The organism is Streptomyces cinerochromogenes, from assembly GCF_014648635.1.
Taxonomy (GTDB): domain Bacteria; phylum Actinomycetota; class Actinomycetes; order Streptomycetales; family Streptomycetaceae; genus Streptomyces; species Streptomyces cinerochromogenes.
The window spans coordinates 378,933-402,747 of record NZ_BMRM01000002.1 but is presented as its reverse complement, the minus strand read 5'-3'; the positions used below and the strand labels follow the sequence as shown (position 1 = coordinate 402,747).

Genomic DNA, 23,815 nt, shown 5'->3' with positions numbered 1-23,815 from the left:
TGCGGAGTCACCCGACTCCGCGGATCTGAACGTGGGGACATCACATGCGCATCCGTGCCTCTGTCGCCGTCGTGGGCGGCGCTCTGGCCCTGTCCGCCCTCGCCGTCCCGGCCGCGCAGGCCGATGGCGGTTACGGCGACACGAAGATCACCAAGGTGGTCGTGGACAGCGACAACAAGGTGCAGATCGGCACCAGCGGCGCGGTGACCATCAAGGTCAGCGTGACCGCGACGGACAACTCGGGCATCAAGGGCGCCCAGGCCTTCGACCTCCGGGGCCCCGGCTACGGCTGGGAGATGACCGGCAAGCCGAGCTGCGTCGCCGTCAACTCCACCACGTCCACCTGCACCGCGTCGGTGAAGATCGACCCGAAGGTCGACTACCTCAGCAACAGCAACGCCGGCACCTGGTACGTCGGCGCCTGGATCGACGCCAACGACGACGACTTCGTCTCGAAGGACAAGGCTGGTTCCTTCTCCTTCCAGCGCGCCGCCAAGCTCACCGCCAACGCCGCCCCGGAGCCGGTGAAGAAGGGCAGGACCCTCACCGTCACCGGTGCTCTCACCCGCGCCAACTGGGAGTCGCTGAAGTACGGCGGCTACGGCTCGCAGTCCGTGAAGCTCCAGTTCAAGAAGAAGGGCGCCGGCGCCTACACCACGCTGAAGACCGTCAAGGCGGACTCCAAGGGCAACCTGAAGACCACCACGACCGCCACGGCCGACGGCTACTACCGCTTCTCCTTCGCGGGCAACGCGAGCACCGCGGCGGTCAGCGCCGCGGGTGACTTCGTCGACGTGAAGTAAGCGGCCGGATCCACAGCACCACCACCACTCAGGGACAACACATGCGTCTTCGCGCCACCGTGGCCGCCGTCTCCGGCGCCCTGGCCCTTTCCGCCCTCGTCGTGCCGGCCGCGCAGGCCGCCGACGGCGGTACGTCCGCCCACCGCGCGGACCTCGCCAAGGTTCTCCTCCAGCACTCCGCCTCCGGCAAGGCCGGCGTCGCCGCCTCCCCGGCGGAGGGCGACCTGGACGTCACCTTCTCCCACTTCAAGATCGCCAAGGCGATCAAGGTCGGGACCACCAACAAGGTCTCCGTCCCGGTCAGCTACACCCTGACCCACGGCGCCGACGTCGACATCGACTCCGACGGGTTCCTCAGCGTTCCGCTCATCTACCACGGTTCGTCCGTCAACCCGGACAACGCCGCCGGCGGCGACGCGCCCGGCGTCTGCGTGGCCACCTCGGAGACGACCGCCGACTGCAAGGGCACGATCGTCGTCAACCCGCGGGAGACCGACGCGGACCTGAAGCTGCGCAACGCACAGGCCGGGACCTGGCACGGTGCGGGCGTCGCGCTCGACATGGACTCCGAGAAGGAGGCCGTGCAGGTCGACGGTCTCGGCACCACCCTGCTCCAGCGCAACTCCACGCTGACGGTCAACGCCGCCCCGGAGCCGGTGAAGAAGGGCAAGACCCTCACCGTCACGGGCAAGCTCTCCCGCGCCAACTGGGAGGACCACAAGTACCACGGCTACAGCGGACAGTCCGTGAAGCTGCAGTTCCGCAAGAAGGGCTCCAGCACCTACACCACGCTGAAGACCGTCAAGACGGACTCCACGGGCGCCCTGAAGACGACGACCAAGGCCACGGTCGACGGCTACTACCGCTTCTCCTTCGCGGGCACCTCGACCACCCCGGCGGTCAGCGCCGCGGGTGACTTCGTCGACGTGAAGTAGGCGGCACCGGTCCGGTCCCGGCGAGCGGGTTCCGCTCCCCGGGACCGGAATGCTTTCTCTCATTTGTGCCATGCACAGGTAAGGCGAGCGGAAAATCTGGCCGGAAACCCGTCTTGCCGTACAACCCGCCGTGTGCGCCGTGGATCAGACCGTCCGAGTCGACCGACTCCAATGATCACCTTCTCCCCCAGGGGAACGCACATGCGCATACGTGCCACCGTGGCTGCCGTCTCCGGCGCCCTGGCCCTGTCCGCCCTCGCCGTCCCGGCCGCGCACGCCACCGGTGACTCCGGCACGCCGTACACGCTGAACGTCAGCTTCTCGAGCGTCTCCATCGCCAAGGCGATCAACGTCGGCACCACCAACGAGGTGAGCGCCACCTACTCCTACACGCTGACCCACGGCTCCGACGTGGACATCACCAAGGCGGACTTCTACACCGACGCCTACCTCTACAAGGGCTCCTTCGACACCCCGACCGCCGAGCTGTACGGCGACAACCCGGCGAAGTGCACCGCCACCTCGGCGACGACGGCCACCTGCAAGGGCACGGTCGACATCTACCCGGCCGACGGCGACCTGAAGAACGCCTGGGCCGGTTCCTGGAGCGTGGCCGCCGAGGCGGTCGCCTTCAACGGCCAGAACCAGGACAACCCCGCCGACATGAGCAAGGTCGGCTACAAGGACCAGAGCGGCCTCGGCAGCACCCTGGTGCAGCGCTACTCCAAGCTCACGGTCAACGCCGGCCCCGAGCCGGTCGGCAAGGGCAAGACCCTCACGGTGACGGGCAAGCTGACCCGCGCCAACTGGGAGGACCACCAGTACCACGGCTACTCCGGCCAGCCGGTCAAGCTCCAGTTCAAGAAGGCGGGCACGACCACCTACACCACCGTCAAGACCGTGAACACGGACTCGTACGGCAACCTGAAGACCACCACCACCGCCACCTACGACGGCTACTGGCGCTTCAGCTTCGCGGGCACCTCGACCACCCCGGCGGTCAGCGCCGCGGGTGACTACGTCGACGTGCAGTAACACCCGCCGCGGGCCCTCCCGGGCCCTCCCGGGCCCTCCCGGGCCGTCTCAGGCCGGGAAGCGGCGGCCGACCCATCTCCACAGGTACTCCAGGGCGGTCGCCGCCACCACCGCCACGCCGACCGCCGTCCACGGCAGCTCGATGCCGACCAGCCTGAGGGCGAAGAAGTCCTGGAGCGCCGGGACGGCGAGGACGAGCAGGAAGGCCACGGCCATCGCGGCCACCAGGGCCACCCGCCACCAGGTGTAGGGGCGGGCGATGATCGCCAGGACCCACATCGAGATCAGGAACAGGGTCAGGGTGGCCGCACTGGTCTCCGCGTCCAGGGCGCCGGGCCCGGAGTAGTGGTGCCGGGCCAGCAGATACGTCACGAAGGTCGCCGCGCCGGCCATCACGCCGCCCGGTACCGCGTACCGCATCACCCGGCGCACGAAGTGGGGTCTCGCCCGCTCCGTGTTCGGCGCCAGGGCCAGGAAGAAGGCCGGGACGCCGATGGTGAGGGTGGACAGCAGGGTCAGGTGCCGGGGCAGGAACGGGTACTCGACCTGCCAGCACACCACCAGCACCGCGAGCAGCACCGAGTAGACCGTCTTCACCAGGAACAGCGTCGCCACCCGCGTGATGTTGCCGATCACCCGGCGGCCCTCGGCGACCACCGAGGGCAGACTCGCGAAGCTGTTGTCCAGCAGCACGATCTGGGCCACCGCCCGGGTGGCCTCCGAACCGGAGCCCATGGCGACCCCGATGTCGGCGTCCTTCAGGGCCAGCACGTCGTTCACGCCGTCGCCGGTCATCGCGACCGTGTGCCCGCGCGACTGGAGCGCGCCGACCATGTCCCGCTTCTGCCGCGGGGTGACCCGCCCGAAGACGGTGCCCGCGTCGAGGGCCTCCGCCATCGCCGGCCGGTCGCCGGGCAGCCGCCGCGCGTCCACCGCCGTACCGTCCAGGCCCAGCTTCGCGGCGACCGCGCCGACCGACACCGCGTTGTCCCCGGAGATGACCTTGGCGCGGACGTCCTGCTCGGCGAAGTAGCGCAGGGTGTCGGAGGCGTCGGGCCGCAGCCGCTGTTCCAGGACGACCAGGGCGGTGGGGCGGGCGCCCCGGGCCGGCTCGGTGTCGTCCAGGTCGCGGTGGGCGCGGGCCAGCAGCAGCACGCGCAGCCCCTGCTCGTTGAGCCGCTCGGTCTCGGCCAGCGCCGGGTCCTCCGGGCGGAGCAGGACGTCGGGGGCGCCCAGCAGCCAGGTGCTGGTCTCGCCGTCGCCCTCGCTGAAGGAGGCCCCGCTGTACTTGCGGGCGGAGGAGAAGGGGAGCGACTCGACGCAGCGCCAGTCGTCGCTGTCCGGGTAGGCGTCGATGATCGCCTGGAGGGAGGCGTTCGGGCGCGGGTCGGACTCGCCGAGCGCGCCGAGCACCTTGTGGATGTACGGCTCCTCGGCCCCGTCCAGCAGCCGCAGCTCGGTGACGTCCATGCCGCCCTCGGTGAGGGTGCCGGTCTTGTCCAGGCAGACGGTGTCGACACGGGCCAGGCCCTCGATGGCCGGCAGCTCCTGCACCAGGCACTGCCTGCGGCCGAGCCGGATGACGCCGATCGCGAAGGCGACGGAGGTGAGCAGCACCAGTCCCTCGGGGACCATCGGCACGATCCCGCCGACCGTGCGGGCCACGGCGTCCTTGAGGTCGTCGTTCTTGACGACGAGCTGGGTGATGACGAGTCCGACGGCCGCCGGGACCATCATCCAGGTGACGTACTTGAGGATGACGGAGATGCCGGTGCGCAGCTCGGAGTGGACCAGCGTGAACCGGGAGGCCTCCTCGGCGAGCCGGGCGGCGTAGGCCTCGCGGCCGACCTTGGCGGCGGTGAAGGCGCCGCCGCCGGCGACCACGAAGCTGCCGGACATCACCGGGTCCCCGGGGCGTTTGACGACGGGGTCGGCCTCGCCGGTGAGCAGCGACTCGTCGATCTCCAGCCCGTCCGCCTCGGCGCACACCCCGTCGACCACGATCTTGTCGCCGGGACCGATCTCGACGAGGTCGTCCAGCACGATCTCGTGGGTGGCCACCTCGGTCGCCACTCCGTCCCGCCGTACCGTCGGCCGGGCCTCCCCGATCACCGCGAGGGAGTCCAGGGTCTGCTTGGCCCGCCACTCCTGGACGATGCCGATGGCGGTGTTGGCGAGGATGACGAAGCCGAAGAGGCTGTCCTGGAACGGCGCGACGAACAGCATGACCAGCCAGAGCACGCCGATGATCGCGTTGAACCGGGTGAAGACGTTGGCCCGGACGATCTCCCCGAGCGACCGGCTGCTGCGCACCGGCACGTCGTTGACGAGGCCGCGGCTGACGCGGTCGGCGACCTCGGCACCGGTCAGCCCGGTCGCGGGGCTCTTCGGCAGGGCCACGTCCGTATGGCTCATGCCATCGACGGTACGTGCGGTTCTGCCCGTTCACCTGCCGAACGGGTCGGCTACTTCGCCCCGGCCGACTTCAGGGCCGCGTCCCTCTTGATCGCCGCGTCCCGCCTGCGGACGTACCAGACGCCGATCAGCCCCAGCCCGCCCCCGGCCAGGCAGGTCCACAGCCACCACAGGTGTCCGTGGTCCTCGAACCAGCCGTAGAAGGGGAGCTGGACCAGGAAGAGGACGAACCACACGAGGGTGCCGCCGGTGATGGTGGCGACCACGGGCCCCTCCAGGGGCTCCGGCGCCTCGTGCTTGGGGGTCCACTTAGCCATGCGCACAGCTTAAGCGCCGCCCGTGTCTACGCGCGGAGATAGCGATCTCAGGCTCATACGTTCATACTGAAACCGTTTGTCTTTGACCGCTTCTGATCGTAGAAAACTCCAACGGGGCTCGGGGGAACCCCGCTGGGGATGAGGTCCTCCATGTCCACCTCGGCACCCGCCAAGGCCCCCACCCCCGAGAAGCCGGGCGGCGCGCCCGCCTTCGGCGCCCTCGACCGCTACTTCAAGATCTCCGAGCGCGGCAGTACCGCCGCCCGCGAGGTCCGGGGCGGTTTCGCCACCTTCTTCGCGATGGCGTACATCATCGTGCTGAACCCGATCATCCTCAGCAGCGCGAAGGACATGTACGGGCACCACCTGGACAACGCCCAGCTGGTGACGGCGACGGCGCTGACGGCGGCGTTCACCACGCTGCTGATGGGCGTCATCGGCAACGTGCCGATCGCGCTCGCCGCCGGCCTCGGCGTGAACTCGGTGGTGGCGCTCCAGCTCGCGCCGCGCATGTCCTGGCCGGACGCCATGGGCATGGTCGTCCTCGCGGGCATCGTGGTCATGCTGCTGGTCGCCACCGGTCTGCGCGAGCGCGTGATGAACGCCGTGCCGTTCGGGCTGCGCAAGGCGATCTCGATCGGTATCGGCCTGTTCATCATGCTGATCGGCCTGGTCGACTCCGGCTTCGTCACCCGGATGCCGGACGCCGCCCAGACCACCGTCCCGGTCCAGCTCGGCACCGGCGGCCACCTCACCGGCTGGCCGGTGCTGGTCTTCATCCTGGGCGTGCTGCTCACCTTCGCCCTGATCGTCCGCAAGGTGCCGGGCGCGATCCTCATCTCCATCGTCGGCATGACCGTCCTCGCGGTGGTCGTCAACGCGGTCGCGAAGGTCCCCTCCTGGGGCCTGACGGTCCCGAAGTGGCCCGGCAACCCGCTCGCCACCCCCGACTTCGGCCTGGTCGGCCAGGTCAGCCTGTTCGGCGGGTTCTCCAAGGTCGGCGTGCTGACCGGCATCCTCTTCGTCTTCACGGTCCTGCTGTCGTGCTTCTTCGACGCGATGGGCACGATCATGGGCGTCAGCGACGAGGCCAAGCTGACCGACGCCGAGGGCTACATGCCCGGCATCAACAAGGTCCTCTTCGTGGACGGCCTCGCGGTCGCGGCGGGCGGCGCCAGCTCCTCCTCGGCCACCACCGCCTTCGTGGAGTCCACGGCCGGCGTCGGCGAGGGCGCCCGCACCGGCCTCGCGAACATCGTCACGGGCGGCCTCTTCGCCGTGGCGCTGTTCCTCACCCCGGTCGCCACGATGGTCCCGTCCCAGGCGGCCACCCCGGCGCTGGTCGCGGTCGGCTTCCTGATCCTGTCGAACTCCGTCAAGGAGATCGACTGGGCGGACTACACCATCGCGATCCCGGCCTTCGTGACGATGCTGATGATGCCGTTCACGTACTCGATCACGAACGGCATCGGCATGGGCTTCATCACCTTCACGGTGCTGCGCCTGGCCGCCGGGCGGGCCCGGGAGGTCCCGGTCGCGATGTACGTCGTCTCGGCCGTCTTCGCCTTCTACTACCTGATGCCGGCCCTCGGCCTGACCTGAGCCCCGGCGGGGGCCGTCAGGTGACCCCGTAGAACCTCTCCGTCTCCTCGACGGCGGTCTGGAACCGCTGGTCGAAGTCATCGCGAATGAGCGTCCGGACGACATAGTCCTGGACGCTCATTCCTCTTTTCGCCGCGTGGTGGCGGAGCCTTTCGAGCAGCTCCCCGTCTATCCGCAGGCTGAGCACACTGGTCCCCATGCGTACGAGGGTCGCCACAACCGGCCGTGCGATGCGTCGCTTTCCGGAGCCGACTCACTCATACGGGTGATCGGAGGGTGCAGTGGCGGGGGTCACGGGCGTACGGGCGCACCCGGCTGGTCTTTAGCGAGAGTAATGAGTTACGCTAAAGAACATGCCGGACCTTACCCATGGCGACGACGCTGCCGCCGTGAACGCTCTCCGCTCCGCCGTGATGCGGCTGTCCCGTCGGCTCAAGCACCAGCGCGTCGACGAGTCGCTGAGCCCCACCGAGATGTCGGTGCTCGGCACCCTCGCCCGCTGCGGCTCCGCCACCCCGGGCGAACTGGCCCGCAAGGAGCACGTCCAGCCGCCGTCGATGACCCGCATCGTCGCGCTGCTCGAAGCCAAGGGACTGGTCCGGCTGGAGCCGCACCCCGAGGACCGGCGCCAGAAGGTCGTCACCCAGACCGAACAGGCCGAGGCCATGCTCGAAGAGAGCCGCCGCAAGCGGAACGCCTTCCTGGCCGGCCTGGTCGAGGGCCTCGACGAGGACGAGTGGGCCGCCCTGCGCGCCGCCGCCCCCGTGCTGGAGAAGCTCGCACACCTGTAAGCGCACCACCGAAGGAGGCGAATCCTTTTGAGTACGGGATCCGGAACACCTTCCGCCCCCGCACCGACCACCCCAGCCACCCCCGGTTCCCGTAAGTCCTCGATGTTCAGCTCGCTGAGGATCAGGAACTACCGCCTCTTCTTCGCCGGCCAGGTCGTCAGCAACACGGGGACCTGGATGCAGCGCATCGCTCAGGACTGGCTGGTCCTCGGCCTCACCGGCTCCTCCGCGGCCGTCGGCATCACGACGGCCCTGCAGTTCCTGCCGATGCTGCTGTTCGGGCTGTACGGCGGCGTCCTCGTGGACCGCCTGCCCAAGCGGCCCACCCTGCTGGTCACCCAGTCCTCGATGGCCGTGACCGGACTGGCGCTCGCCGCGCTGACCCTCTCCGGCCAGGTCCAGGTCTGGCACGTCTACGTCGCCGCCTTCGCCGTCGGCCTCGCCACCGTGGTCGACAACCCGGCCCGCCAGTCCTTCGTCTCCGAGATGGTCGGCCCGGAGCAGCTGCAGAACGCGGTCAGTCTCAACTCGGCGAACTTCCAGTCCGCCCGGCTGGTCGGCCCCGCCGTCGCCGGCGTCATGATCACCGGTGTGGGCACCGGCTGGGCGTTCCTCGCCAACGGCCTGTCCTTCGCCGCGCCCATCGCCGGCCTGCTGCTGATGCGCGCCCGTGAACTGCACGTGGTCGAGCGCGCGCCGCGCGGCAAGGGCCAGCTGCGCGAGGGCCTCGGCTACGTCGCCAAGCGGCCCGAGCTGATCTGGCCGATCGTCCTGGTCGGTTTCATCGGCACCTTCGGCTTCAACTTCCCGGTGTGGCTCTCCGCCTACGCCGACGACGTCTTCGACGCCGGGGCCGGCGCGTACAGCCTCTTCAACACCCTGATGGCCGTCGGCTCCCTGGTCGGCGCCCTGCTGGCCGCCCGGCGCGGCACGGCCCGGCTGCGCGTCCTGATCGCCGCCGCGCTGGCCTTCGGCGCGCTGGAGACCGTCGCCGCGGCGGCCCCGTCGTACTGGCTGTTCGCGCTGCTCATGGTGCCGATCGGGGTCTTCGGTCTGACGGTCAACGTCACCGCGAACACGGCCGTGCAGATGGCCACCGACCCGGCCATGCGCGGCCGGGTGATGGCCCTGTTCATGATGGTGTTCATGGGCGGTACGCCGCTGGGCGCGCCGGTGGTCGGCTGGGTCACCGACACCTACGGCGCCCGGATCGGCTTCGCGGCCGGCGGTGTCGTGTCGGCCGCCGCGGCCGCCGCGATCGGCCTGGCCCTCGTCCGCATCGGCGGCCTGCGCGTCTCGGTGGGCTGGCACCACGGCCACCCCCGGGTCCGTTTCGTACCGCGCGAGCGGGAGCGGCTGGCGACGGCCGCGTAGGCCTGCCGGCCGGGGTGCCGGAGGGGCGGCGCCGCGGGGGTGCGGACCGTCGCGGGGGTGCGGACCGTCGCGGGGCGCGGGTTCCGTGGCGGGGCGCGGGTCCCGTGGCGGGCTGCCCGCGCCCGCGCGGCGAAACCGCACACCGCCCCGGCCCCCGCCCCTTCGGGGCACTGCCCCCTACAGCACCCTCCGGGCCAGCACCTGGCCCGGCCAGGCGTCGGGGCCGTGGGTGTAGGGGTGCGTCGGGGTGAAGCCGTTCGCCTCGTAGTAGGCGACCAGCCTGCGGTCGCCGCCCGCGTAGCAGTCCACGCGCAGCAGCCCCACGCCGGCCCGCCGGGTCACCTCGGCGGCGTGCGCGAGCAGGGCGCTGCCCGCGCCGTGCCCCTTGAAGCGGCGGTCGGAGGCGAGCCAGTGGATGTACCGCTCGGGCTCCCCGGGCGGCGGCAGGTGGGACAGGTAGGAGCCGGGCCCGTCGGTGAGGGTGAGGGTGGCGGCCGGTACGCCGTCCACCTCGGCGATGTACGTGGTCCCCTCGTCCATGGCCCGCACGACCGCCGCCACCGTCTTCTCGTGCCGTGACAGGGGCTCGGTGCCCCACTGCACGGTGCGCCCCTGTGAGACCAGCCACTCCACGCTGCTGTCGAGCATGCCGAGTATCGCGGGCAGGTCGTCGGGGCCGCCTTCTCGAATGGTGATCGCCATGCGCCCATCATGCCGCCCGGGATCCGCGACCGTGGGGTGGGATCGTGAGGCCCATGAGACTCTTCGCCGCCGTGATTCCCCCCGAGGACATCGTCGACGAACTCGCCGCGGAGGTGTCCCGGCTGCGGCGGCTGCCGGGCGCCGTCCGGCTGCGCTGGACCGCCCGCCCCGGCTGGCACTTCACCCTCGCGTTCTACGGCGAGGTCGCCGACGACGTCGTACCCGCCCTGTCGGACCGCCTGGCCCGCGCGGCCCAGCGCTCGGCCCCCTTCTCCCTGGCCCTCGCGGGCGGCGGCCAGTTCGGCCGGGGCCGCGCGCTGTGGACGGGCGCCGAGGGGGACGTGGAGGCGCTGCGGCTGCTGGCCGGCCGGGCGGAGGCGGCGGCGCGGAAGGCCGGGGTGCCGATGGGGGAGCACCGGCGGTACAAGGCCCATCTGACGCTGGCCCGCAGCCGGGAGGCGGTGGACGTACGGCCGTACGTGGCGGAGCTCGCGGAGTTCGCCGGCGGCAGCTGGACCGTGGGCGACCTGGCGCTGGTGCGCAGTCGTCTGCCGACGTCCGGGGTGGCGGGGGAGCAGCCACGGTACGAGGTGGTCGGGCGATGGGCGCTGGGCGGGGCCGGTTAGTCTCGCATACGTGGACCCGAAAACCCGGAACCGGATCATGGCCGGTGTGCTTGTGTTGATGTTCGTGGTGGTGGCCTTGTCGTCGGCCATGCGTTAGGCGTGCCGGTCGTGCGTTAGACCTGCCGGCCATGCGTCAGGCATGCCGGCCGTGCGCCCTTTCACTGGCTCGGGGGTGCCGGGGAACTGCGGCCGCCCTACGGCTGCGTGCGCGCCGTGGCCGGTCGCGCAGTTCCCCGCGCCCCTTGGGGGCGCTGCCCTCTGCCGGTCCCGGAAGCTGCCGGCCCCGGAGGGAACCCCTTACCAGGCGAAGGCCTCCGGGGACGGGCCCGGGCCCGGGAAGATCTCGTCCAGGCTGTTCAGCAGGTCCTCGCCCAGCTCCAGCTCCACCGCCCTGAGGGCGGACTCCAGCTGGCCGGCGGTGCGCGGGCCGACGATGGGGCCGGTCACGCCGGGGCGGGTGAGCAGCCACGCCAGGGCCACCTCGCCGGGCTCCAGGCCGTGCTTGTCGAGCAGGTCCTCGTAGGCCTGGATCTGCGCGCGGGCGGCCGGGTCCTTGAGGGTGTCGGCGGCCCGGCCGGAGGCGCGGCGGCCGCCCTGGACCTCCTTCTTGATGATCCCGCCGAGCAGGCCGCCGTGCAGCGGCGACCACGGGATGACACCGAGGCCGTAGTCCTGCGCGGCCGGGATGACCTCCATCTCGGCGCGGCGCTCGGCGAGGTTGTACAGGCACTGCTCGCTGACCAGGCCGATGGTGCCGCCGCGGCGGGCGGCGATCTCGTTGGCCTGGGCGATCTTGTAGCCGGGGAAGTTGCTGGACCCGGCGTAGAGGATCTTGCCCTGCTGGACGAGGACGTCGATCGCCTGCCAGATCTCCTCGAACGGGGTGTTCCGGTCGATGTGGTGGAACTGGTAGAGGTCGATGTGGTCGGTCTGGAGCCGCTTCAGGCTGGCGTCCACCGCGCGGCGGATGTTCACCGCGGAGAGCTTGTCGTGGTTGGGCCAGGCGTTGTCGGTGTCGGCGGCCATGTTGCCGTACACCTTGGTGGCGATGACGGTCTTCTCGCGCCGCCCGCCGCCCTTGGCGAACCAGTTGCCGATGATGGTCTCGGTGCGGCCCTTGTTCTCGCCCCAGCCGTACACGTTGGCGGTGTCGAAGAAGTTGATGCCCGCGTCCAGCGCCGCGTCCATGATCGCGTGGCTGTCGGCTTCGTCGGTCTGCGGACCGAAGTTCATCGTCCCGAGGACGAGTCGGCTGACCTTGAGTCCCGTGCGTCCGAGCTGCGTGTACTCCATGGTCCACTAGCCAACGGCCTGGAGTGCGCTCTAGGCAAGTGCTCCGGGGATCAAGGTGGTTGGGGGCGGGGACCCGGCCCGGCGGCCCTGGCCGGACCGGGTCCCCGCGGCCGGCGCCGGCCGGCCCGGCGGCTCAGCTCGCCAGACCGCCGAGCGTGCCCGGCGCGTACGAGCCGCCCTGGTTGTTCGCGATCACGCCGAGCCGGTTGGCGGCGTTGATCATGGCGATCAGGTAGACCAGCGCCGTGGTCTGCTCCTCGTCGTAGTGCTTGCGGACCTGCTCCCAGGTCTCGTCGGAGACGCCGGGGTGGGCGTCGGCGATCCGGGTGCCCTCCTCGGCGAGGGCGAGCGCGGCCCGCTCGGCCTCGGTGAACACGGTGGAGTGCCGCCAGGTGGCCACCAGGTGGAGCCGGACCGCGGTCTCACCGGCCGCCGTGGCCTCCTTGGAGTGCAGGTCGGCGCAGAAACCGCAGCCGTTGATCTGGCTGGCGCGCAGCATCACCAGATCCTGGATGGTCCGGGGCAGCGTCGACTGCGCGATCCCGAGACTGACATTGGCGAACCGCTTGCCGAGCCTGGCGCCGAGTTCGTTGTCCATCAGGTCGAGACGGGGTTCCATGGGTGGTCCTCATTCGTGGAGTCGGTGCCGCGCCGGTGACGGGCGCGGCGTCGTACCGACCACGAGATGCCGCCCGGGCCGCCGCTGTGACAACCGCACCCGTGTGACTCACGTCACCGTGAGGGCGGGGGCGGCGGGTTGTCGGAGCGGCCGGGGGGCACGGGCGGCTGCCCGCGCGGGCCGACACCGAGTCCGCGGCGACGGGCGGCTTCCAGCTGCCGCACCCGGGGCAGAAGGGCCCGAGCGTCGGAGAGGCGTCGAGGGCGTCGAGGGCGGCGAGGGCGGCGAGGAAAGGGGGCGGGGCCGGCCGATTCCGGGGAGGCGTTGTACGTGGGGGAGCGGGGTCAGTCGCGGGGGAAGTCGTCGGTCTTGAGGACCAGGTCGACCACGGTGCCGGTCAGGTCGACGTCGGTGCCGAAGTCCACTCGCGTACTCACGGCGTAGTCGCCGTCCTTGGGGTCCGTGTGGATGTGGCACCGTCCCTGGTAGGGGTCGGCGATGAGGTAGACGGGGACCTCGGCGGTGGCGTAGGCCGTCCGTTTGGGGCCGTAGTCGTTGTGTGCCGTGCCCTTCGAGATGACCTCTGCCACGAACTCGACGTCGCCACAGCGCCAGAGCCCCCCGGGCGTCTTCTCGGCGCCCTCGGCGATGAGAGTGACGTCGGAGCAGAAGCCGTTGAGATGGCCCGGGTAGTCGATGCGGACGTCCGACTTGACGCGCTTGCGCGGGAACTTGGTGCGCAGTTGCTCGTAGATATCGGCGATGATCTCCCAGTGGGTGTCCCGCTGCGGCGACATGAAGATGGCCCCCTCGACGATCTCGACCTTGTATCCCTCGGGGGTGGTCCGCTCAAGCGACTCGAACAGGGCGTCCAGAGTCAGCTCGCCGCTCTCCTCGGCCATCTCGATCCTGTCTTCGAGGACGGTCATCGTGGCGCTCCTCCCCGGCTGCCCCACGGACAGGTGCAGCCGCGCAGTACAACGATAGGCACCACGACGAGGAGACGCCGGATTCCGGTCAGCCCGTTCCCGCCGCGTACGCCTGTCCGACCCCCCACGCCTCCCACATCGCCCCCGCGAACGCCTCCGCGATCCGGTGCTCGCCGCGCGTGTTGGGATGCGTGCCGTCGTAGGTGTCGGTGTGGATGTCGTACGCCGCGGGCGGCGAGGCCAGCAGCAGCGGCGACCGGGGTTCGTCCAGGTCGGCGACCGTCTTGGCGAGCAGCACGTTGAACCGGTCGACCTGCTCGGCGAACGGCGCGTCCGCCGAGGCCCGGATGTTGGGTATCACCGGCAGCAGCACCATCCGGATGCGCGGGCCGGCCTCCCGGGCGGCCGCGACGAAGGCCCGTACGTTCTCCGCCGTCTGCTCGGCGTTGGTGTAGAAGCCGAGGTCGATCAGGCCCAGGGAGACCAGCAGGACGTCCGGGCGGTGGGTGCGCACCGCGTCGCCGATCAGCGGCGCCATGTGCAGCCAGCCCTCGCCCCAGCCCGCGAGGTGGGCGCGGGGGAAGCCGGGTTCGGCGTAGGCGAGGGACGTCGGGGCGTCGGCCTGCTTGTCGTACAGCGTCTCGCGCGGGCCGACGAAGGTGAAGGGGCCGTCGTACGAGCCGCACAGGTGCTGCCACAGCCGGTAACGCCATGTGTGTTCGCCCGCGCTCCCGATCGTCATGGAGTCGCCCACGGGCATGAACCTCAGCATCCGCTCATGATGAAGGATCCCTGAGGCGCGTGGGGCCAGTGGTGGCTGTGAGGCGGGCCACGTCACGGGCCCCGGACTGCCACCTGCCCCGCCCCTGGCCGGCAACCTTCCCTGAACCGCCGCCGGGAATGGCAGGCTTGGCTCATGCGTCGATCGTTCGCCGTTCTCGCCGGGGTGCTGCTCGCCGGTGCCTGCGCGCTGCCCGCCTCCGCCGCCGGGGGAACCGCCGAGGGGGCGGGGGACCAGGGCTTCACCATCAAGGACCCGCGGATCACCGAGTCCAGCGGGCTCGCGGCCTCCCGGCAGCACCCCGGCATCTACTGGACGCACAACGACAGCGACGACGGGCCGTACCTCTACGCCGTGGACAGCACCACCGGAAAGACCGTCGCACGGATCACCCTGCGCGGCATCGGCTCCCCACGGGACGTCGAGGCCATCTCCATCGGACCGCACAACGAGATCTACGTCGGGGACATCGGCGACAACTTCGGCGGCCGGTGGCCGTACGTGTGGATCTACCGGCTGCCCGAGCCGGAGAAGCTCACCGATCAGACGGTCACGGCCACGCAGTACGTGGTGAAGTACTCCGACGGACCGCGCGACGCCGAGTCGCTGCTCGTCCACCCGAAGACCGGGCGGGTCTACATCATCGACAAGAAGCAGGACGGCGGGCACCTGTACGAGGGCCCGGCCACCCTCTCCACCTCCGGCGCGAACGTCTTCAGGCCCGTCGCGGCCGTCGACCTGTGGGCGACCGACGCCGCCTTCTCCCCGGACGGCCGGCACCTCGCCGTACGCGGCTACTTCGGCGGCATCGCCTACGACTGGAACGGCGGCCGGCTCCGGCGCAAGGGGCGGCTCGACGTGCCGCTCCAGGGACAGGGCGAGTCGGTGTCGTACTCCGCCGACGGCACCAAGCTGATGTACGGCAGCGAGGGCGCCGACAGTGCCGTACAGGCGGCCGACGCGCCGGACCGCCCCGCCGGGAAGTCGCCGTCCGCGAGCGGGAGTTCCGGTGACGCGGCGGACAAGGGGGGCGGCGGAAGCCTCAAGGTCGGCGCCGTGATCGTCGTGGTCGGCGTGGCGGCGCTGTTCGGCCTGCGACGGCTGCGGCGCGGCTGAGCAGCACACACGCTGCCCCTGCCCCGTGGGGGGCGGACGGAAATCAGCGCGTCCCGGTTCTCCTCCGCAGGTCCCTTTCTGTGTCCACCGGAAGGTGGAGCAAGTCCGCCTCCCAGATGGATTCGTACGCCCCGTCCGACACGAAATCGTCGTTCCGACCCGTAAGTTGACGGAAAGGAACGTCCATCGTGCGGATAGGACGCTTGGCGCCCGTGCTCGCCGTGGGGGTCACGGCGACCCTCGTCCCCGCCCTCGCCCCGGCGCAGGCCTCCGCTGCGGAACCGCTGGGGAGGTTCGAGACCCAGAAGCCCGCCTGGCACAGATGCGACGCGTCGGAGTCCGCCGCGTTCCAGTGCGCGACCATCAAGGTCCCGCTCGACTACAGCCGCCCCGACGGCAAGACCATCAAGCTGGCCGTCTCCCGGCTGAAGACCAGCGTCCCCGGCAAGCGGCACGGCGCGCTGCTCTTCAACCCCGGCGGCCCGGGCGGCGAGGGCCTGGGCATGCCCGCCATGATGAAGGACCTGCTGCCCAAGAAGGTCCGCGAGCAGTACGACCTCATCGGCTTCGACCCGCGCGGCGTGGGCCGGAGCACCCCGGTGACCTGCAACCTCACGGGAGCCGAGCAGAACAGCGAACACCCCTACAAGGCGGAGACGTTCAGCCGCGACGTCAAGTGGGCCCGGACCGTCGCCGACAAGTGCCGTGCCAAGAGCGGTGACGAGCTGCCGTACATCACCACCCGCAACACCGCCCGCGACATGGACGTCATCCGTGCCGTCCTGGGCGAGAAGAAGCTCTCCTACCTGGGGTACTCCTACGGCACGTACCTCGGCGCCGTCTACGCGCAGATGTTCCCCGAGCGGACCGACCGCTTCGTGCTGGACAGCTCCGTCGACCCGGCCCGGGTGTGGCGCGGCATGATCCAGATCTGGGCTTCGGGCACCGAGCCGGCGTTCACCCGCTGGACGAAGTACACCGCGCAGCACCACCGCACCTACAAGCTCGGCAACACCCCGGCCGAGGTGCGCAAGACCTTCTGGAACCTGGTCGCCCGCGCCGACCGCACCCCGATCGACCTCGACGGCCAGAAGTACACGGGCGACGACATCCGGTCCGGCCTGCGCCCCGTGTTCTTCTCGCCCAAGTATGCGGCCGAGGCGGTGGTCGAGCTCAAGAAGGCCGCGGCCGGCCACGGCTCCTCCCGCCACTCCCTCCTGCCGCCGGGCGTCCGGCCGGCTCCCCGCTGGGCTTCCGCGTCGGCGGGCTCCGGGGTGGCGCGGCCCCCGGCGGACAACGGCAGCGCCGCCTTCTGGTCGGTGCTCTGCGGTGACACCGCGGCCTGGTCGCACGACCCGGAGCAGTACCGGCGCGATGCCGTCCGGGACAAGGCCAAGTACCCGCTCTACGGCGACTTCGGCTCCAACATCACGCCCTGCGCGTTCTGGGGCGAGCCGGTCGAGCCCGTCACCAAGGTCGACAACAAGGTCCGCCTGCTGACCGTCCAGAACCAGTGGGACTCCCAGACCCCCCTGGCCAGCGGCCTCGGCATGCACCGCGCCCTCAAGGGCTCCCGCATGGTGTACGTCAAGGGCGGCGAGGGCCACGGCGTCTACGGCGGTGACCCGCGCTCCTGCGCCGACAGCAACGTCAACGCCTACCTGAGCACCGGCAAGCTGCCGGCGAGGGACGTCACCTGCAAGCCGTCCGGCAGGCAGGGCCTGGGCGTGAAGCCGTCGCTGGTCCCGAGCTTCTGACCCGCTGACCCGCTGACCCACGAGGGGCGCCCGGTGCTCGTGCACCGGGCGCCCTTTCGTTCAGGCGCCGAGCGGACAGGGGAGCGCGGGGACCTGGTGATTGGGGGAGCAGGTGACCAGCGCCAGCGAGAGATAGGAGGGACGTTCGAGGTAGAACCCGAGCGAGACGTCACCTCCCGAGCCCAGCCGTTCGGCGGCGGAGGCGACAAGCGCCTTCAGACGCGTGCCGCTGCGCTCCGGCTCGGACGCGAACCGGGGCGCGTACTCGGCCAGACGGTCACTGAGCCACGCAGCGGCCGCGTCCGGGTCCGGCCATGTGCCACGTACCAGCGAGCCCGGTTTGACGAGCCAGTAGGCCGTCTCGATCGGCGGCAGGTCCGACGTGGGGAACCCCGCGGCCACCTCCCGGTACCGCAGGATCACTTCCGGCTTGCTCTCCGCCGGAGGCGGGTCGGGGTGGGGCGGCCGACGCAGGGCTTCCTGGTCGAAGCGGTCCTTGGGGCCGGCCCAGAGATAGGCATGGTGGTGCACGGGCGTGTCCAGTTCGCCGAGGCGGACCGGTCCCGGCCGGGACCGTGCCCGACCGGGACCAGTGGGAGAAGGGGCCGGCTCAGACGGGCAGCCCGAACCGCGCCGGGTCGATCCCGGCCACGGCCAGCTCCTCCGTGCTGAACCGCAGCGGCTCCTTGTCGGGCCGCTTGCTGTCACCGAGGGCCCAGGCGTCCTGCCCGATCCGGGCGAGGATCAGGCACGACTCGCCGTCCGGGTGGGTGTTGCCCCCGCACGCCGTCACGAACGAGACGCCGCTGAGGTCGAGGGCGTACAGGTCGTTTCCGTTCACCATGGGTGGCACCTTCCTGCTCCGCTGCGGGAGCCGAGTGGGTGTGGATTCGAGAGGTGACCGTAGGACGGCGGGGCGGAGCAAGTAGGCGAATATTCTTGGTTATTCGCGCGTCGTCACTCTAGATGCATGGACTTTCACTCAGAGGCACCGACATGCTGGGGACCAACATCGTCAACACCCAGGGGGTGGTTGGGCATGGGGCGTCGGAGGACATCGCACAGCTTCAGCACTTTTCGGAAGGGGAAGTCGCCGTGGTAGTACCGCGTGACCTTCTGGTGGATTGGACACCGAAGGAGCGGACGAGGAAGGTGCGAACGATCGATCTGGACGAGTTCAGCAGCCTCTTCGGCAAGTTCGAGCACACGGCATGGCGGTTGGAGACGCGCCGCCGATACGCGAGTGACGAAGCGACCGAGACGTACCGTCAGTTCGTGGAGACCGGCAGGGCCAACTGGACCTTCGACCATCCGTACTGCAAGACGATTCGCGAGCAGACCGCCCTGCGGAAGCGGGTCGAGCGCGTACGGATCGTGGACGAACAGCCGACCACTGGTCAGCTCTACCTTCTCGACAACGCCAAGCGAAACAGCGGCATGGGCGAGGACATCCGGAACCTGTGGCGTGCCGACGCCGACCGGCTTCAGCTCCCCGCGGAGGACTTCTGGCTGTTCGACAGCCGACTCATCGCCCTCCTGCGGTTCGATGACGACGACCAGCTCACGCACGTGGACCTGATCACCGAGCCCGCAGAGGTGGTGCGCTGCTGCATGGTGAGGGATGCTGCATGGCATCACGCCGTGCCGTGGCAGCAGTTCACGGCGGAGATGCACAGCGACGCGTAGGGGTAAGAGTAGGTACCGGTGAGCACGGACTATCAGAGGGCACGCGCGGACCTGGGCCACAGGCTCAGGGAGCTGCGTGTCGAAAGTCCTGATGGCCGGCTCACCGGTACGGAACTGGCCCAGCGGCTGGGGTGGCCGCAGTCGAAGGTCAGCAAGCTGGAGAACGGCAGACAGACTCCCACGGACGACGACCTCCGGGCATGGGCCGAGGCCGTGGGACAGCCTGGTGTGTTGCCCGAACTCAGTGCCCGCCTGAAGGGCTTCGAAAGCCACCTCCGCTCCTGGCGGCGACTGCTTGCCGCAGGGCACGCGCCGGTGCAGGAAACCTGGAACGCCCTAGTCAGCGAGTCACGAACCCTGTACGTGTGGGACGACCACGTCGTCAACGGCATGCTTCAGACGGCCGACTACGCCCGAAGCATCTTCAAGCGCCATGCAGAGTTCCGCCGGTCCCCTCAGGACATGGAGGACGCGGTGCGGGCCCGCATGAAGCGGCAGGAATGGCTGTACGTGCCGGGCAGACAGTTGAACGTGCTCATGTGGGAACCGGCGCTGCGGGCTCAGATGTGTCCGCCGGAGGTACTCGCAGCCCAAATGGACCGCTTGCTGGGTGTGGTGGGCATGGACACCGTCCATCTCGGCATAGTGCCGTTGGACGCGGCGTTGCGTCTGCCGCCGGGGAACTCGTTCTGGGTCCTGGACGACCGTCTGGTCACCGTCGAGGACTGGCACGCCGAACTCTGGCTGGACGATGCCGAAACGATCGCTCTCTACCGCCGCGTCTGGGACACCTTCGCCGAGTCGGCCGTCTACGGTGCCGAGGCCCAGCAGGTGATCGCCCGGGTCCGCCGCGGCATCAAGGTCTGAGCACGTACGGCCGTACGACGTCGTCGGCGGTCTCCCACAGGGGAGCCGTCGGCCGGGGTGGCGCCTGCCAGCACTCCTCGTCGCGGGGAAACGGCAGCCAGCGGCCGGCGGCACGGCAGCGTGTGTACCAGCGGCGCCACCGGGCGTCGTAGGGGCTGGGCTTACGCACGGTCCGGAACACCGGCCACCACCTCGGGGGCGAGCGTGAACCGGGCCCACACGGTCTTGGTGTACGGCCCCTGCCGGTGCCCCCACGTGTCGGCCAAGGCCTCCACGAGCGCGAGCCCCCGCCCGCCCTCCTCGTCGGGGCCGGGGTCGCGGAGGCGGGGGAGCCGGTCCCGGTCCGGGTCGGAGACCTCCAGCACCAGCTCCCGGCCGCACAGGACGAGCGTGACCCGGACGCGGGCGTGGGAAACGAGGCAGTGGGTCACGGCGTTGGTGACGAGTTCGTTCGCCGACAGGATCGCCCGGTCGGCCAGGTCGTCGGTGATGCCCCAGTCCGCGAGGGCCTTGCGGACGTAGTGCCGGGCGGTGGGGACGTGGCGGCTGCGGGTGGGGATGCGGAAGGTTTCGGTTGAGGGCATGCGGCTGAACCTAGGAATACATGCAGAGTCGCTGCAAGGGAAACCCAGAAATACATGCAGCGGTTTCACTCGATCGAGTTATGCACGCTTTTCGAGGTCAACTGCTGTGGCAGGGTTGCCGAAGAAGAGGGGAGGCCCCATGCCCGCAGGTGGACGACCGACCGTACGCAGCCGGCGACTTGGCACGGCGCTCAGGCAGTACCGACAGGCTGCCAAGCTGGACCAGCCGCAGGCCGCCGAGGTAATCGCCACGAGCCAGGCCAGGATCAGCCGCATCGAGAGCGGACACGCCACACCGCGCGTGATCGAAGTGCGGCTGCTGCTGGATGCCTACGGCGTCACCGACCCGGAAGTGCGGGCCAAGCTGGAGGAGTTGGCCAAGCACTCCAAGAACCGGGGTTGGTGGCTCGAACACGCGGAACACCTCCGGCCGGACTACGTGGATCACATCGCGCTGGAAGACGACGCGACGTACATCCGTGAGTGGCAGCCGGTCATGGTGCCGGGGCTCCTGCAAACCCAGGCCTACGCCGAAGCGGTCATCGCCGACGGTCCCCACTACATGGAGCCGGAGCGTGCCGCGCAGTTGGTGAAGGTGCGCATGGGGCGGCAGGCGAAAATCCTTGAGGGAGGAGCGTCGTACACGGCCATCATCTGGGAAGCGGTCGTCGCGCATCCGCTGATGAACGCCGAGACCCACCGGGAACAGTTGGCCGCCCTCCTCGAAGCCGGTAAACGCAAGAACGTCACCGTGCAAGTACTGCCGTTCAGCGCGGGTGCCCTGGCCGGATACTCCTCCGCCTTCTACTCCTTCAGCTTCGATGAGGAACCGACGGTCGAAGCGGTCGCCATGGACAACCTGCGCGGCACGTCGGTCCTCGAAGGGGCGGAGGACCTTGCCGCTTACGCCAACGCATTCGACCTACTACGATCGGCTGCGCTGGCACCGGACGCGAGTGCGAAGCTCATCCGGGGGATACTGCGGAGCCTGAAGGAAGACACATCGTGACCGAGGTCGTAAGCCCCTTCTGGAAGTCGTCGTACTCGGGGCAGGAGAACGCCTGCGTAGAGGTCGCCGACACGGCCCCCGGCGGCCGAGCCGTCCGCGACAGCAAGCAGGACGACGGCCCCCTCCTCACCGTCTCCCGCGACAGCTGGCAGGCCTTCCTCCAGCAGTTCGCGTAGACACAGCACGCGACAACGCAAGGCGCCCGGCCGTTCGTACTCGGCCGGGCGCCTTTTCCATTGACCGGGTTGGCATATCCCAGCGGCAAATTCACTCAATCGGTTGACCTTGCCGCCATATGGTCGTACGGCGCGCATTCGCGTGACTACCGTTCGTCATATGCCCAGTTCACAGCATGACGCGGTGCACCGTATCTTCCGAGACGCGCCGGATCTCTTAGCCCGTCTCGTACCGGAGACGGGCGTCAAGTTCCCCGAGTACAGCTCGATCGAGCCGCTCGACACCGATCTCACCGAGATCAGGCCGTTGGAGCGTCGGGTGGACAGCTTCTTCCGGGTCCGTACGGCAGGCGACGAAGGTGGGTTTCTTCTCGCCGTCGAGTCTCAGACAAAGCCGGACCCGGAGAAGCACAACAGCTGGACGTACTACATGGCGCACATGTACGCCAAGTATCGGTTGCCGCCGATTCTGGTCGTGGTGTGCCGGGACAAGAAGACGGCGGCGTGGGCGGAGGAACCCATCCGCATCGGGTGCAGTTTCCATACGAGCATGGAGGTGTTTCCCTTGGTCCTGGGGCCGATCGGCGTACGCCCGATCACCGACCCGGAGGAGGCGGCGAAGGATCCGGCCCTCACCACATTCTCCGTGCTCATCAATGCCAAGGATCCGGGCATCCTGGCGATACTGGATGCGGTGGCGCCGGTGTTGGGGCCCGATGCGAAGTGGGCGGAATACATCGAGGTGGGTCTGGACGACGGGCCGGCCCGCGATCACTGGAGGAAACTGATGGCCGTGTACACCCCGAACTTCCCCGGCTTCGGCAGCGTGATGGAGGAGACGTGGATCCAGGTCCACTCCGACGGTGAGGCGAAGGGCAAGGTGGAGGGCAAGGCCGAGGACATCCTGCGGGTGCTTGAAGTGCGGGGCATTGAGGTCTCCGACGCCGTCCGGGAGCGGGTCATGGCCTGTGGCGACCTGGAGGTGCTGGGGACGTGGTTCGACCGTTCCCTGACCGTGGAGACCGCCGAGGGACTGTTCGCCGGGGAGTGAGCCGTCGGGCTGCAACAGCGAAGGGCGCCCGGTGTTCGTCACCGGGCGCCCTTCGGCGTCGTACTACTCGCGAAGTCAGAGCTTCTCGATCACGTAGTCCACGCACTTCGTCAGCGCCTCGACGTCCGCCGGGTCGATCGCCGGGAACATCGCGATGCGCAGCTGGTTGCGGCCGAGCTTGCGGTACGGCTCGGTGTCCACGATGCCGTTGGCGCGCAGCACCTTGGCGACGGCGGCGGCGTCGATCTCGTCGGAGAAGTCGATCGTGCCGATGACCTGGGAGCGCTTGGCCGGGTCGGAGACGAACGGGGTGGCGTACTTGGACTCCTCCGCCCAGGAGTACAGGCGGGTCGAGGAGTCCTTGGTGCGGGCGGTGGACCAGGCGAGACCGCCCTGGCCGTTGAGCCACTCCAGCTGCTCGTTGAGGAGGAAGAGGGTGGCGAGGGCCGGGGTGTTGTACGTCTGGTTCTTGCGGGAGTTGTCGATCGCCGTGGGGAGCGAGAAGAACTCCGGGACGTGGCGGCCGGAGGCGTGGACCCGCTCGGCGCGCTCGATCGCGGCCGGGGAGAAGACGCCGATCCACAGGCCGCCGTCGGAGGCGAAGGACTTCTGCGGGGCGAAGTAGTAGACGTCGGTCTCGGCGATGTCGACCGGGAGGCCGCCCGCGCCGGAGGTGGCGTCGACCAGGACCAGCGCGCCCTCGTCGGCCCCTTCGACCCGCTTGATCGGCATGGCCACACCGGTCGAGGTCTCGTTGTGGGTGAAGGCGTAGACGTCGACGCCGGCCTCGGCCCGCGGCTCCGGGTGGGTGCCGGGGTCGGAGGCGATGACGGTGGGCTCGGCCAGCCAGGGCGCGAGCTTGGCGGCCTTGGCGAACTTCGAGGAGAACTCGCCGAAGTTCAGGTGCTGCGACTTGTTCTCGATCAGACCGTGGGTGGCGATGTCCCAGAAGGCGGTGGAGCCGCCGTTGCCGAGGACGACCTCGTACCCCTCGGGGAGGGAGAACAGCTCGGAGATGCCCTCGCGGACCTTGCCGACCAGGTTCTTCACCGGCGCCTGCCGGTGGGAGGTGCCCAGCAGGGAGGTACCGGTGGCGGCGAGGGCGTCCAGCGCCTCGGTCCGCACCTTGGAGGGGCCCGCGCCGAAGCGTCCGTCGGCGGGCTTGATGTCTGCGGGAATCTGGATGTCGGCCACGGGACGAGGTTAGCCGGTGGTGTTCTGCCAGGTGGAGACGTGTCCGTTCGATGAGACGAGATCACCGGGACGCGGACTTGTGGGGTTGTACGACGATAGGGGCGGGGTTGTGGACAAGTTTCGGTGACTTTCTGTGACGAGATGCATCCTGGA

27 protein-coding genes are annotated in these 23,815 nt (G+C 69.8%); 14 read left to right on the top strand and 13 right to left on the bottom strand.

Annotation, left to right across the window (positions count from 1 at the left end; genetic code table 11):
• Positions 1 to 44 precede the first annotated feature (44 nt).
• The 3 genes from IEZ20_RS05605 (at position 45) to IEZ20_RS05595 (ending at position 2,773) form a co-directional block, all read left to right on the top strand.
• Complete coding sequence (locus IEZ20_RS05605) at positions 45 to 803, top strand: calcium-binding protein (protein ID WP_189294985.1); 759 nt, start codon at positions 45 to 47, stop codon at positions 801 to 803.
• A 41-nt stretch (positions 804 to 844) separates the two neighbouring features.
• A complete protein-coding gene (locus IEZ20_RS05600) occupies positions 845 to 1,738 on the top strand; it encodes a hypothetical protein (protein WP_189294983.1) in 894 nt (297 codons plus the stop codon).
• A 201-nt stretch (positions 1,739 to 1,939) separates the two neighbouring features.
• A complete protein-coding gene (locus IEZ20_RS05595; protein ID WP_189294981.1) occupies positions 1,940 to 2,773 on the top strand; it encodes a hypothetical protein in 834 nt (277 codons plus the stop codon).
• Between the two features lie 48 nt (positions 2,774 to 2,821).
• Here IEZ20_RS05595 and IEZ20_RS05590 read toward each other — a convergent pair whose 3' ends face one another.
• The gene (locus IEZ20_RS05590) at positions 2,822 to 5,188 is read right to left on the bottom strand and encodes an HAD-IC family P-type ATPase (RefSeq protein WP_189294979.1); all 2,367 of its coding nucleotides are present in this window, start codon (positions 5,186 to 5,188) and stop codon (positions 2,822 to 2,824) included.
• A 50-nt stretch (positions 5,189 to 5,238) separates the two neighbouring features.
• Positions 5,239 to 5,505, bottom strand: coding sequence for a DUF2530 domain-containing protein (locus IEZ20_RS05585; protein ID WP_189294977.1), 267 nt, complete (start codon positions 5,503 to 5,505; stop codon positions 5,239 to 5,241).
• A 150-nt stretch (positions 5,506 to 5,655) separates the two neighbouring features.
• Here IEZ20_RS05585 and IEZ20_RS05580 point away from each other — a divergent pair, with 150 nt between their 5' ends.
• A complete protein-coding gene (locus IEZ20_RS05580) occupies positions 5,656 to 7,107 on the top strand; it encodes an NCS2 family permease (RefSeq protein ID WP_189294975.1) in 1,452 nt (483 codons plus the stop codon).
• Positions 7,108 to 7,123: 16 nt separating this feature from the next.
• Here the strand turns inward: IEZ20_RS05580 and IEZ20_RS05575 are convergent, their stop codons facing one another.
• A complete protein-coding gene (locus tag IEZ20_RS05575) occupies positions 7,124 to 7,306 on the bottom strand; it encodes a ribbon-helix-helix protein, CopG family (protein WP_189294974.1) in 183 nt (60 codons plus the stop codon).
• A 154-nt stretch (positions 7,307 to 7,460) separates the two neighbouring features.
• Between IEZ20_RS05575 and IEZ20_RS05570 the strand changes: the two genes are divergently transcribed.
• Positions 7,461 to 7,898 (top strand): MarR family winged helix-turn-helix transcriptional regulator, encoded by a 438-nt coding sequence (locus tag IEZ20_RS05570; protein ID WP_030642980.1) that lies wholly within the window; start codon positions 7,461 to 7,463, stop codon positions 7,896 to 7,898.
• Between the two features lie 27 nt (positions 7,899 to 7,925).
• Complete coding sequence (locus IEZ20_RS05565; protein WP_373303904.1) at positions 7,926 to 9,272, top strand: MFS transporter; 1,347 nt, start codon at positions 7,926 to 7,928, stop codon at positions 9,270 to 9,272.
• A gap of 177 nt (positions 9,273 to 9,449) precedes the next feature.
• Here IEZ20_RS05565 and IEZ20_RS05560 read toward each other — a convergent pair whose 3' ends face one another.
• Positions 9,450 to 9,974 carry a GNAT family N-acetyltransferase gene (locus IEZ20_RS05560; protein ID WP_189294969.1) on the bottom strand — a complete coding sequence of 175 codons (525 nt, stop codon included), beginning with the start codon at positions 9,972 to 9,974 and terminating at the stop codon, positions 9,450 to 9,452.
• A 53-nt stretch (positions 9,975 to 10,027) separates the two neighbouring features.
• Between IEZ20_RS05560 and thpR the strand changes: the two genes are divergently transcribed.
• Positions 10,028 to 10,600: an RNA 2',3'-cyclic phosphodiesterase gene (gene thpR / locus IEZ20_RS05555; RefSeq protein ID WP_189294967.1), complete on the top strand. Its 573-nt coding sequence runs from the start codon at positions 10,028 to 10,030 to the stop codon at positions 10,598 to 10,600.
• Between the two features lie 297 nt (positions 10,601 to 10,897).
• Here the strand turns inward: thpR and IEZ20_RS05550 are convergent, their stop codons facing one another.
• The 4 genes from IEZ20_RS05550 to IEZ20_RS05535 all read right to left on the bottom strand — a co-directional run bounded on the left by IEZ20_RS05550 (position 10,898) and on the right by IEZ20_RS05535 (position 14,213).
• The gene (locus tag IEZ20_RS05550) at positions 10,898 to 11,893 is read right to left on the bottom strand and encodes an aldo/keto reductase (protein WP_189294965.1); all 996 of its coding nucleotides are present in this window, start codon (positions 11,891 to 11,893) and stop codon (positions 10,898 to 10,900) included.
• A 133-nt stretch (positions 11,894 to 12,026) separates the two neighbouring features.
• Entirely contained in the window at positions 12,027 to 12,512 is a 486-nt protein-coding gene (locus IEZ20_RS05545) for a carboxymuconolactone decarboxylase family protein (RefSeq protein ID WP_189294963.1), read from the bottom strand.
• A 344-nt stretch (positions 12,513 to 12,856) separates the two neighbouring features.
• Positions 12,857 to 13,441, bottom strand: a complete 585-nt coding sequence (locus tag IEZ20_RS05540) for a Uma2 family endonuclease (protein WP_189294961.1) — start codon at positions 13,439 to 13,441, stop codon at positions 12,857 to 12,859.
• 88 nt (positions 13,442 to 13,529) lie between these two features.
• Positions 13,530 to 14,213, bottom strand: a complete 684-nt coding sequence (locus IEZ20_RS05535; protein WP_189294960.1) for a GDSL-type esterase/lipase family protein — start codon at positions 14,211 to 14,213, stop codon at positions 13,530 to 13,532.
• Between the two features lie 144 nt (positions 14,214 to 14,357).
• On the opposite strand from IEZ20_RS05535, the gene IEZ20_RS05530 reads away from it, so the two are divergent.
• Entirely contained in the window at positions 14,358 to 15,338 is a 981-nt protein-coding gene (locus tag IEZ20_RS05530) for a WD40 repeat domain-containing protein (RefSeq protein ID WP_189294959.1), read from the top strand.
• 188 nt (positions 15,339 to 15,526) lie between these two features.
• The gene (locus IEZ20_RS05525) at positions 15,527 to 17,095 is read left to right on the top strand and encodes an alpha/beta fold hydrolase (protein WP_189294958.1); all 1,569 of its coding nucleotides are present in this window, start codon (positions 15,527 to 15,529) and stop codon (positions 17,093 to 17,095) included.
• 60 nt (positions 17,096 to 17,155) lie between these two features.
• Here IEZ20_RS05525 and IEZ20_RS05520 read toward each other — a convergent pair whose 3' ends face one another.
• Together IEZ20_RS05520 and IEZ20_RS05515 are read right to left on the bottom strand one after the other, a co-directional pair.
• A complete protein-coding gene (locus IEZ20_RS05520) occupies positions 17,156 to 17,626 on the bottom strand; it encodes a hypothetical protein (protein ID WP_189294957.1) in 471 nt (156 codons plus the stop codon).
• 79 nt (positions 17,627 to 17,705) lie between these two features.
• On the bottom strand, positions 17,706 to 17,939 hold the full coding sequence (locus IEZ20_RS05515) for a DUF397 domain-containing protein (protein ID WP_189294956.1): 234 nt from the start codon (positions 17,937 to 17,939) through the stop codon (positions 17,706 to 17,708).
• Between the two features lie 152 nt (positions 17,940 to 18,091).
• Between IEZ20_RS05515 and IEZ20_RS05510 the strand changes: the two genes are divergently transcribed.
• Both IEZ20_RS05510 and IEZ20_RS05505 read left to right on the top strand, forming a co-directional pair.
• A complete protein-coding gene (locus tag IEZ20_RS05510; protein ID WP_189294955.1) occupies positions 18,092 to 18,781 on the top strand; it encodes a DUF6879 family protein in 690 nt (229 codons plus the stop codon).
• An 18-nt stretch (positions 18,782 to 18,799) separates the two neighbouring features.
• Positions 18,800 to 19,648 carry a helix-turn-helix domain-containing protein gene (locus IEZ20_RS05505; RefSeq protein ID WP_189294954.1) on the top strand — a complete coding sequence of 283 codons (849 nt, stop codon included), beginning with the start codon at positions 18,800 to 18,802 and terminating at the stop codon, positions 19,646 to 19,648.
• On the opposite strand, the gene IEZ20_RS05500 is transcribed toward IEZ20_RS05505, so the two are convergent.
• On the bottom strand, positions 19,638 to 19,817 hold the full coding sequence (locus tag IEZ20_RS05500) for a hypothetical protein (RefSeq protein ID WP_189294953.1): 180 nt from the start codon (positions 19,815 to 19,817) through the stop codon (positions 19,638 to 19,640). The genes IEZ20_RS05505 and IEZ20_RS05500 overlap by 11 nt on opposite strands.
• Positions 19,810 to 20,232 carry an ATP-binding protein gene (locus IEZ20_RS05495; RefSeq protein ID WP_189294952.1) on the bottom strand — a complete coding sequence of 141 codons (423 nt, stop codon included), beginning with the start codon at positions 20,230 to 20,232 and terminating at the stop codon, positions 19,810 to 19,812. Before IEZ20_RS05495 ends, IEZ20_RS05500 begins: the two co-directional genes overlap by 8 nt.
• Positions 20,233 to 20,371: 139 nt before the next feature.
• Here IEZ20_RS05495 and IEZ20_RS05490 point away from each other — a divergent pair, with 139 nt between their 5' ends.
• The 3 genes from IEZ20_RS05490 to IEZ20_RS05480 all read left to right on the top strand — a co-directional run bounded on the left by IEZ20_RS05490 (position 20,372) and on the right by IEZ20_RS05480 (position 22,468).
• Positions 20,372 to 21,241: a helix-turn-helix domain-containing protein gene (locus IEZ20_RS05490; protein ID WP_189294951.1), complete on the top strand. Its 870-nt coding sequence runs from the start codon at positions 20,372 to 20,374 to the stop codon at positions 21,239 to 21,241.
• Positions 21,238 to 21,417: a DUF397 domain-containing protein gene (locus IEZ20_RS05485; protein ID WP_189294950.1), complete on the top strand. Its 180-nt coding sequence runs from the start codon at positions 21,238 to 21,240 to the stop codon at positions 21,415 to 21,417. The genes IEZ20_RS05490 and IEZ20_RS05485 overlap by 4 nt, the downstream gene beginning before the upstream one ends.
• A gap of 184 nt (positions 21,418 to 21,601) precedes the next feature.
• Positions 21,602 to 22,468, top strand: coding sequence for an RpnC/YadD family protein (locus IEZ20_RS05480; RefSeq protein WP_229895883.1), 867 nt, complete (start codon positions 21,602 to 21,604; stop codon positions 22,466 to 22,468).
• 75 nt (positions 22,469 to 22,543) lie between these two features.
• On the opposite strand, the gene serC is transcribed toward IEZ20_RS05480, so the two are convergent.
• Positions 22,544 to 23,662 carry a phosphoserine transaminase gene (gene serC / locus IEZ20_RS05475; protein WP_189294949.1) on the bottom strand — a complete coding sequence of 373 codons (1,119 nt, stop codon included), beginning with the start codon at positions 23,660 to 23,662 and terminating at the stop codon, positions 22,544 to 22,546.
• Between the last annotated feature and the right edge of the window lie 153 nt (positions 23,663 to 23,815).

Bases quoted from the DNA above. Each gene is read 5' to 3' on its own strand.
- IEZ20_RS05605 (WP_189294985.1), top strand. From the start codon at position 45: ATGCGCATCCGTGCCTCTGTCGCCGTCGTGGGCGGCGCTCTGGCCCTG.
- IEZ20_RS05600 (WP_189294983.1), top strand. From the start codon at position 845: ATGCGTCTTCGCGCCACCGTGGCCGCCGTCTCCGGCGCCCTGGCCCTT.
- IEZ20_RS05595 (WP_189294981.1), top strand. From the start codon at position 1,940: ATGCGCATACGTGCCACCGTGGCTGCCGTCTCCGGCGCCCTGGCCCTG.
- IEZ20_RS05590 (WP_189294979.1), bottom strand. From the start codon at position 5,188: ATGAGCCATACGGACGTGGCCCTGCCGAAGAGCCCCGCGACCGGGCTG.
- IEZ20_RS05585 (WP_189294977.1), bottom strand. From the start codon at position 5,505: ATGGCTAAGTGGACCCCCAAGCACGAGGCGCCGGAGCCCCTGGAGGGG.
- IEZ20_RS05580 (WP_189294975.1), top strand. From the start codon at position 5,656: ATGTCCACCTCGGCACCCGCCAAGGCCCCCACCCCCGAGAAGCCGGGC.
- IEZ20_RS05575 (WP_189294974.1), bottom strand. From the start codon at position 7,306: ATGGGGACCAGTGTGCTCAGCCTGCGGATAGACGGGGAGCTGCTCGAA.
- IEZ20_RS05570 (WP_030642980.1), top strand. From the start codon at position 7,461: ATGCCGGACCTTACCCATGGCGACGACGCTGCCGCCGTGAACGCTCTC.
- IEZ20_RS05560 (WP_189294969.1), bottom strand. From the start codon at position 9,974: ATGGCGATCACCATTCGAGAAGGCGGCCCCGACGACCTGCCCGCGATA.
- thpR (WP_189294967.1), top strand. From the start codon at position 10,028: ATGAGACTCTTCGCCGCCGTGATTCCCCCCGAGGACATCGTCGACGAA.
- IEZ20_RS05550 (WP_189294965.1), bottom strand. From the start codon at position 11,893: ATGGAGTACACGCAGCTCGGACGCACGGGACTCAAGGTCAGCCGACTC.
- IEZ20_RS05545 (WP_189294963.1), bottom strand. From the start codon at position 12,512: ATGGAACCCCGTCTCGACCTGATGGACAACGAACTCGGCGCCAGGCTC.
- IEZ20_RS05540 (WP_189294961.1), bottom strand. From the start codon at position 13,441: ATGACCGTCCTCGAAGACAGGATCGAGATGGCCGAGGAGAGCGGCGAG.
- IEZ20_RS05535 (WP_189294960.1), bottom strand. From the start codon at position 14,213: ATGCTGAGGTTCATGCCCGTGGGCGACTCCATGACGATCGGGAGCGCG.
- IEZ20_RS05530 (WP_189294959.1), top strand. From the start codon at position 14,358: ATGCGTCGATCGTTCGCCGTTCTCGCCGGGGTGCTGCTCGCCGGTGCC.
- IEZ20_RS05515 (WP_189294956.1), bottom strand. From the start codon at position 17,939: ATGGTGAACGGAAACGACCTGTACGCCCTCGACCTCAGCGGCGTCTCG.
- IEZ20_RS05510 (WP_189294955.1), top strand. From the start codon at position 18,092: ATGCTGGGGACCAACATCGTCAACACCCAGGGGGTGGTTGGGCATGGG.
- IEZ20_RS05495 (WP_189294952.1), bottom strand. From the start codon at position 20,232: ATGCCCTCAACCGAAACCTTCCGCATCCCCACCCGCAGCCGCCACGTC.
- IEZ20_RS05490 (WP_189294951.1), top strand. From the start codon at position 20,372: ATGCCCGCAGGTGGACGACCGACCGTACGCAGCCGGCGACTTGGCACG.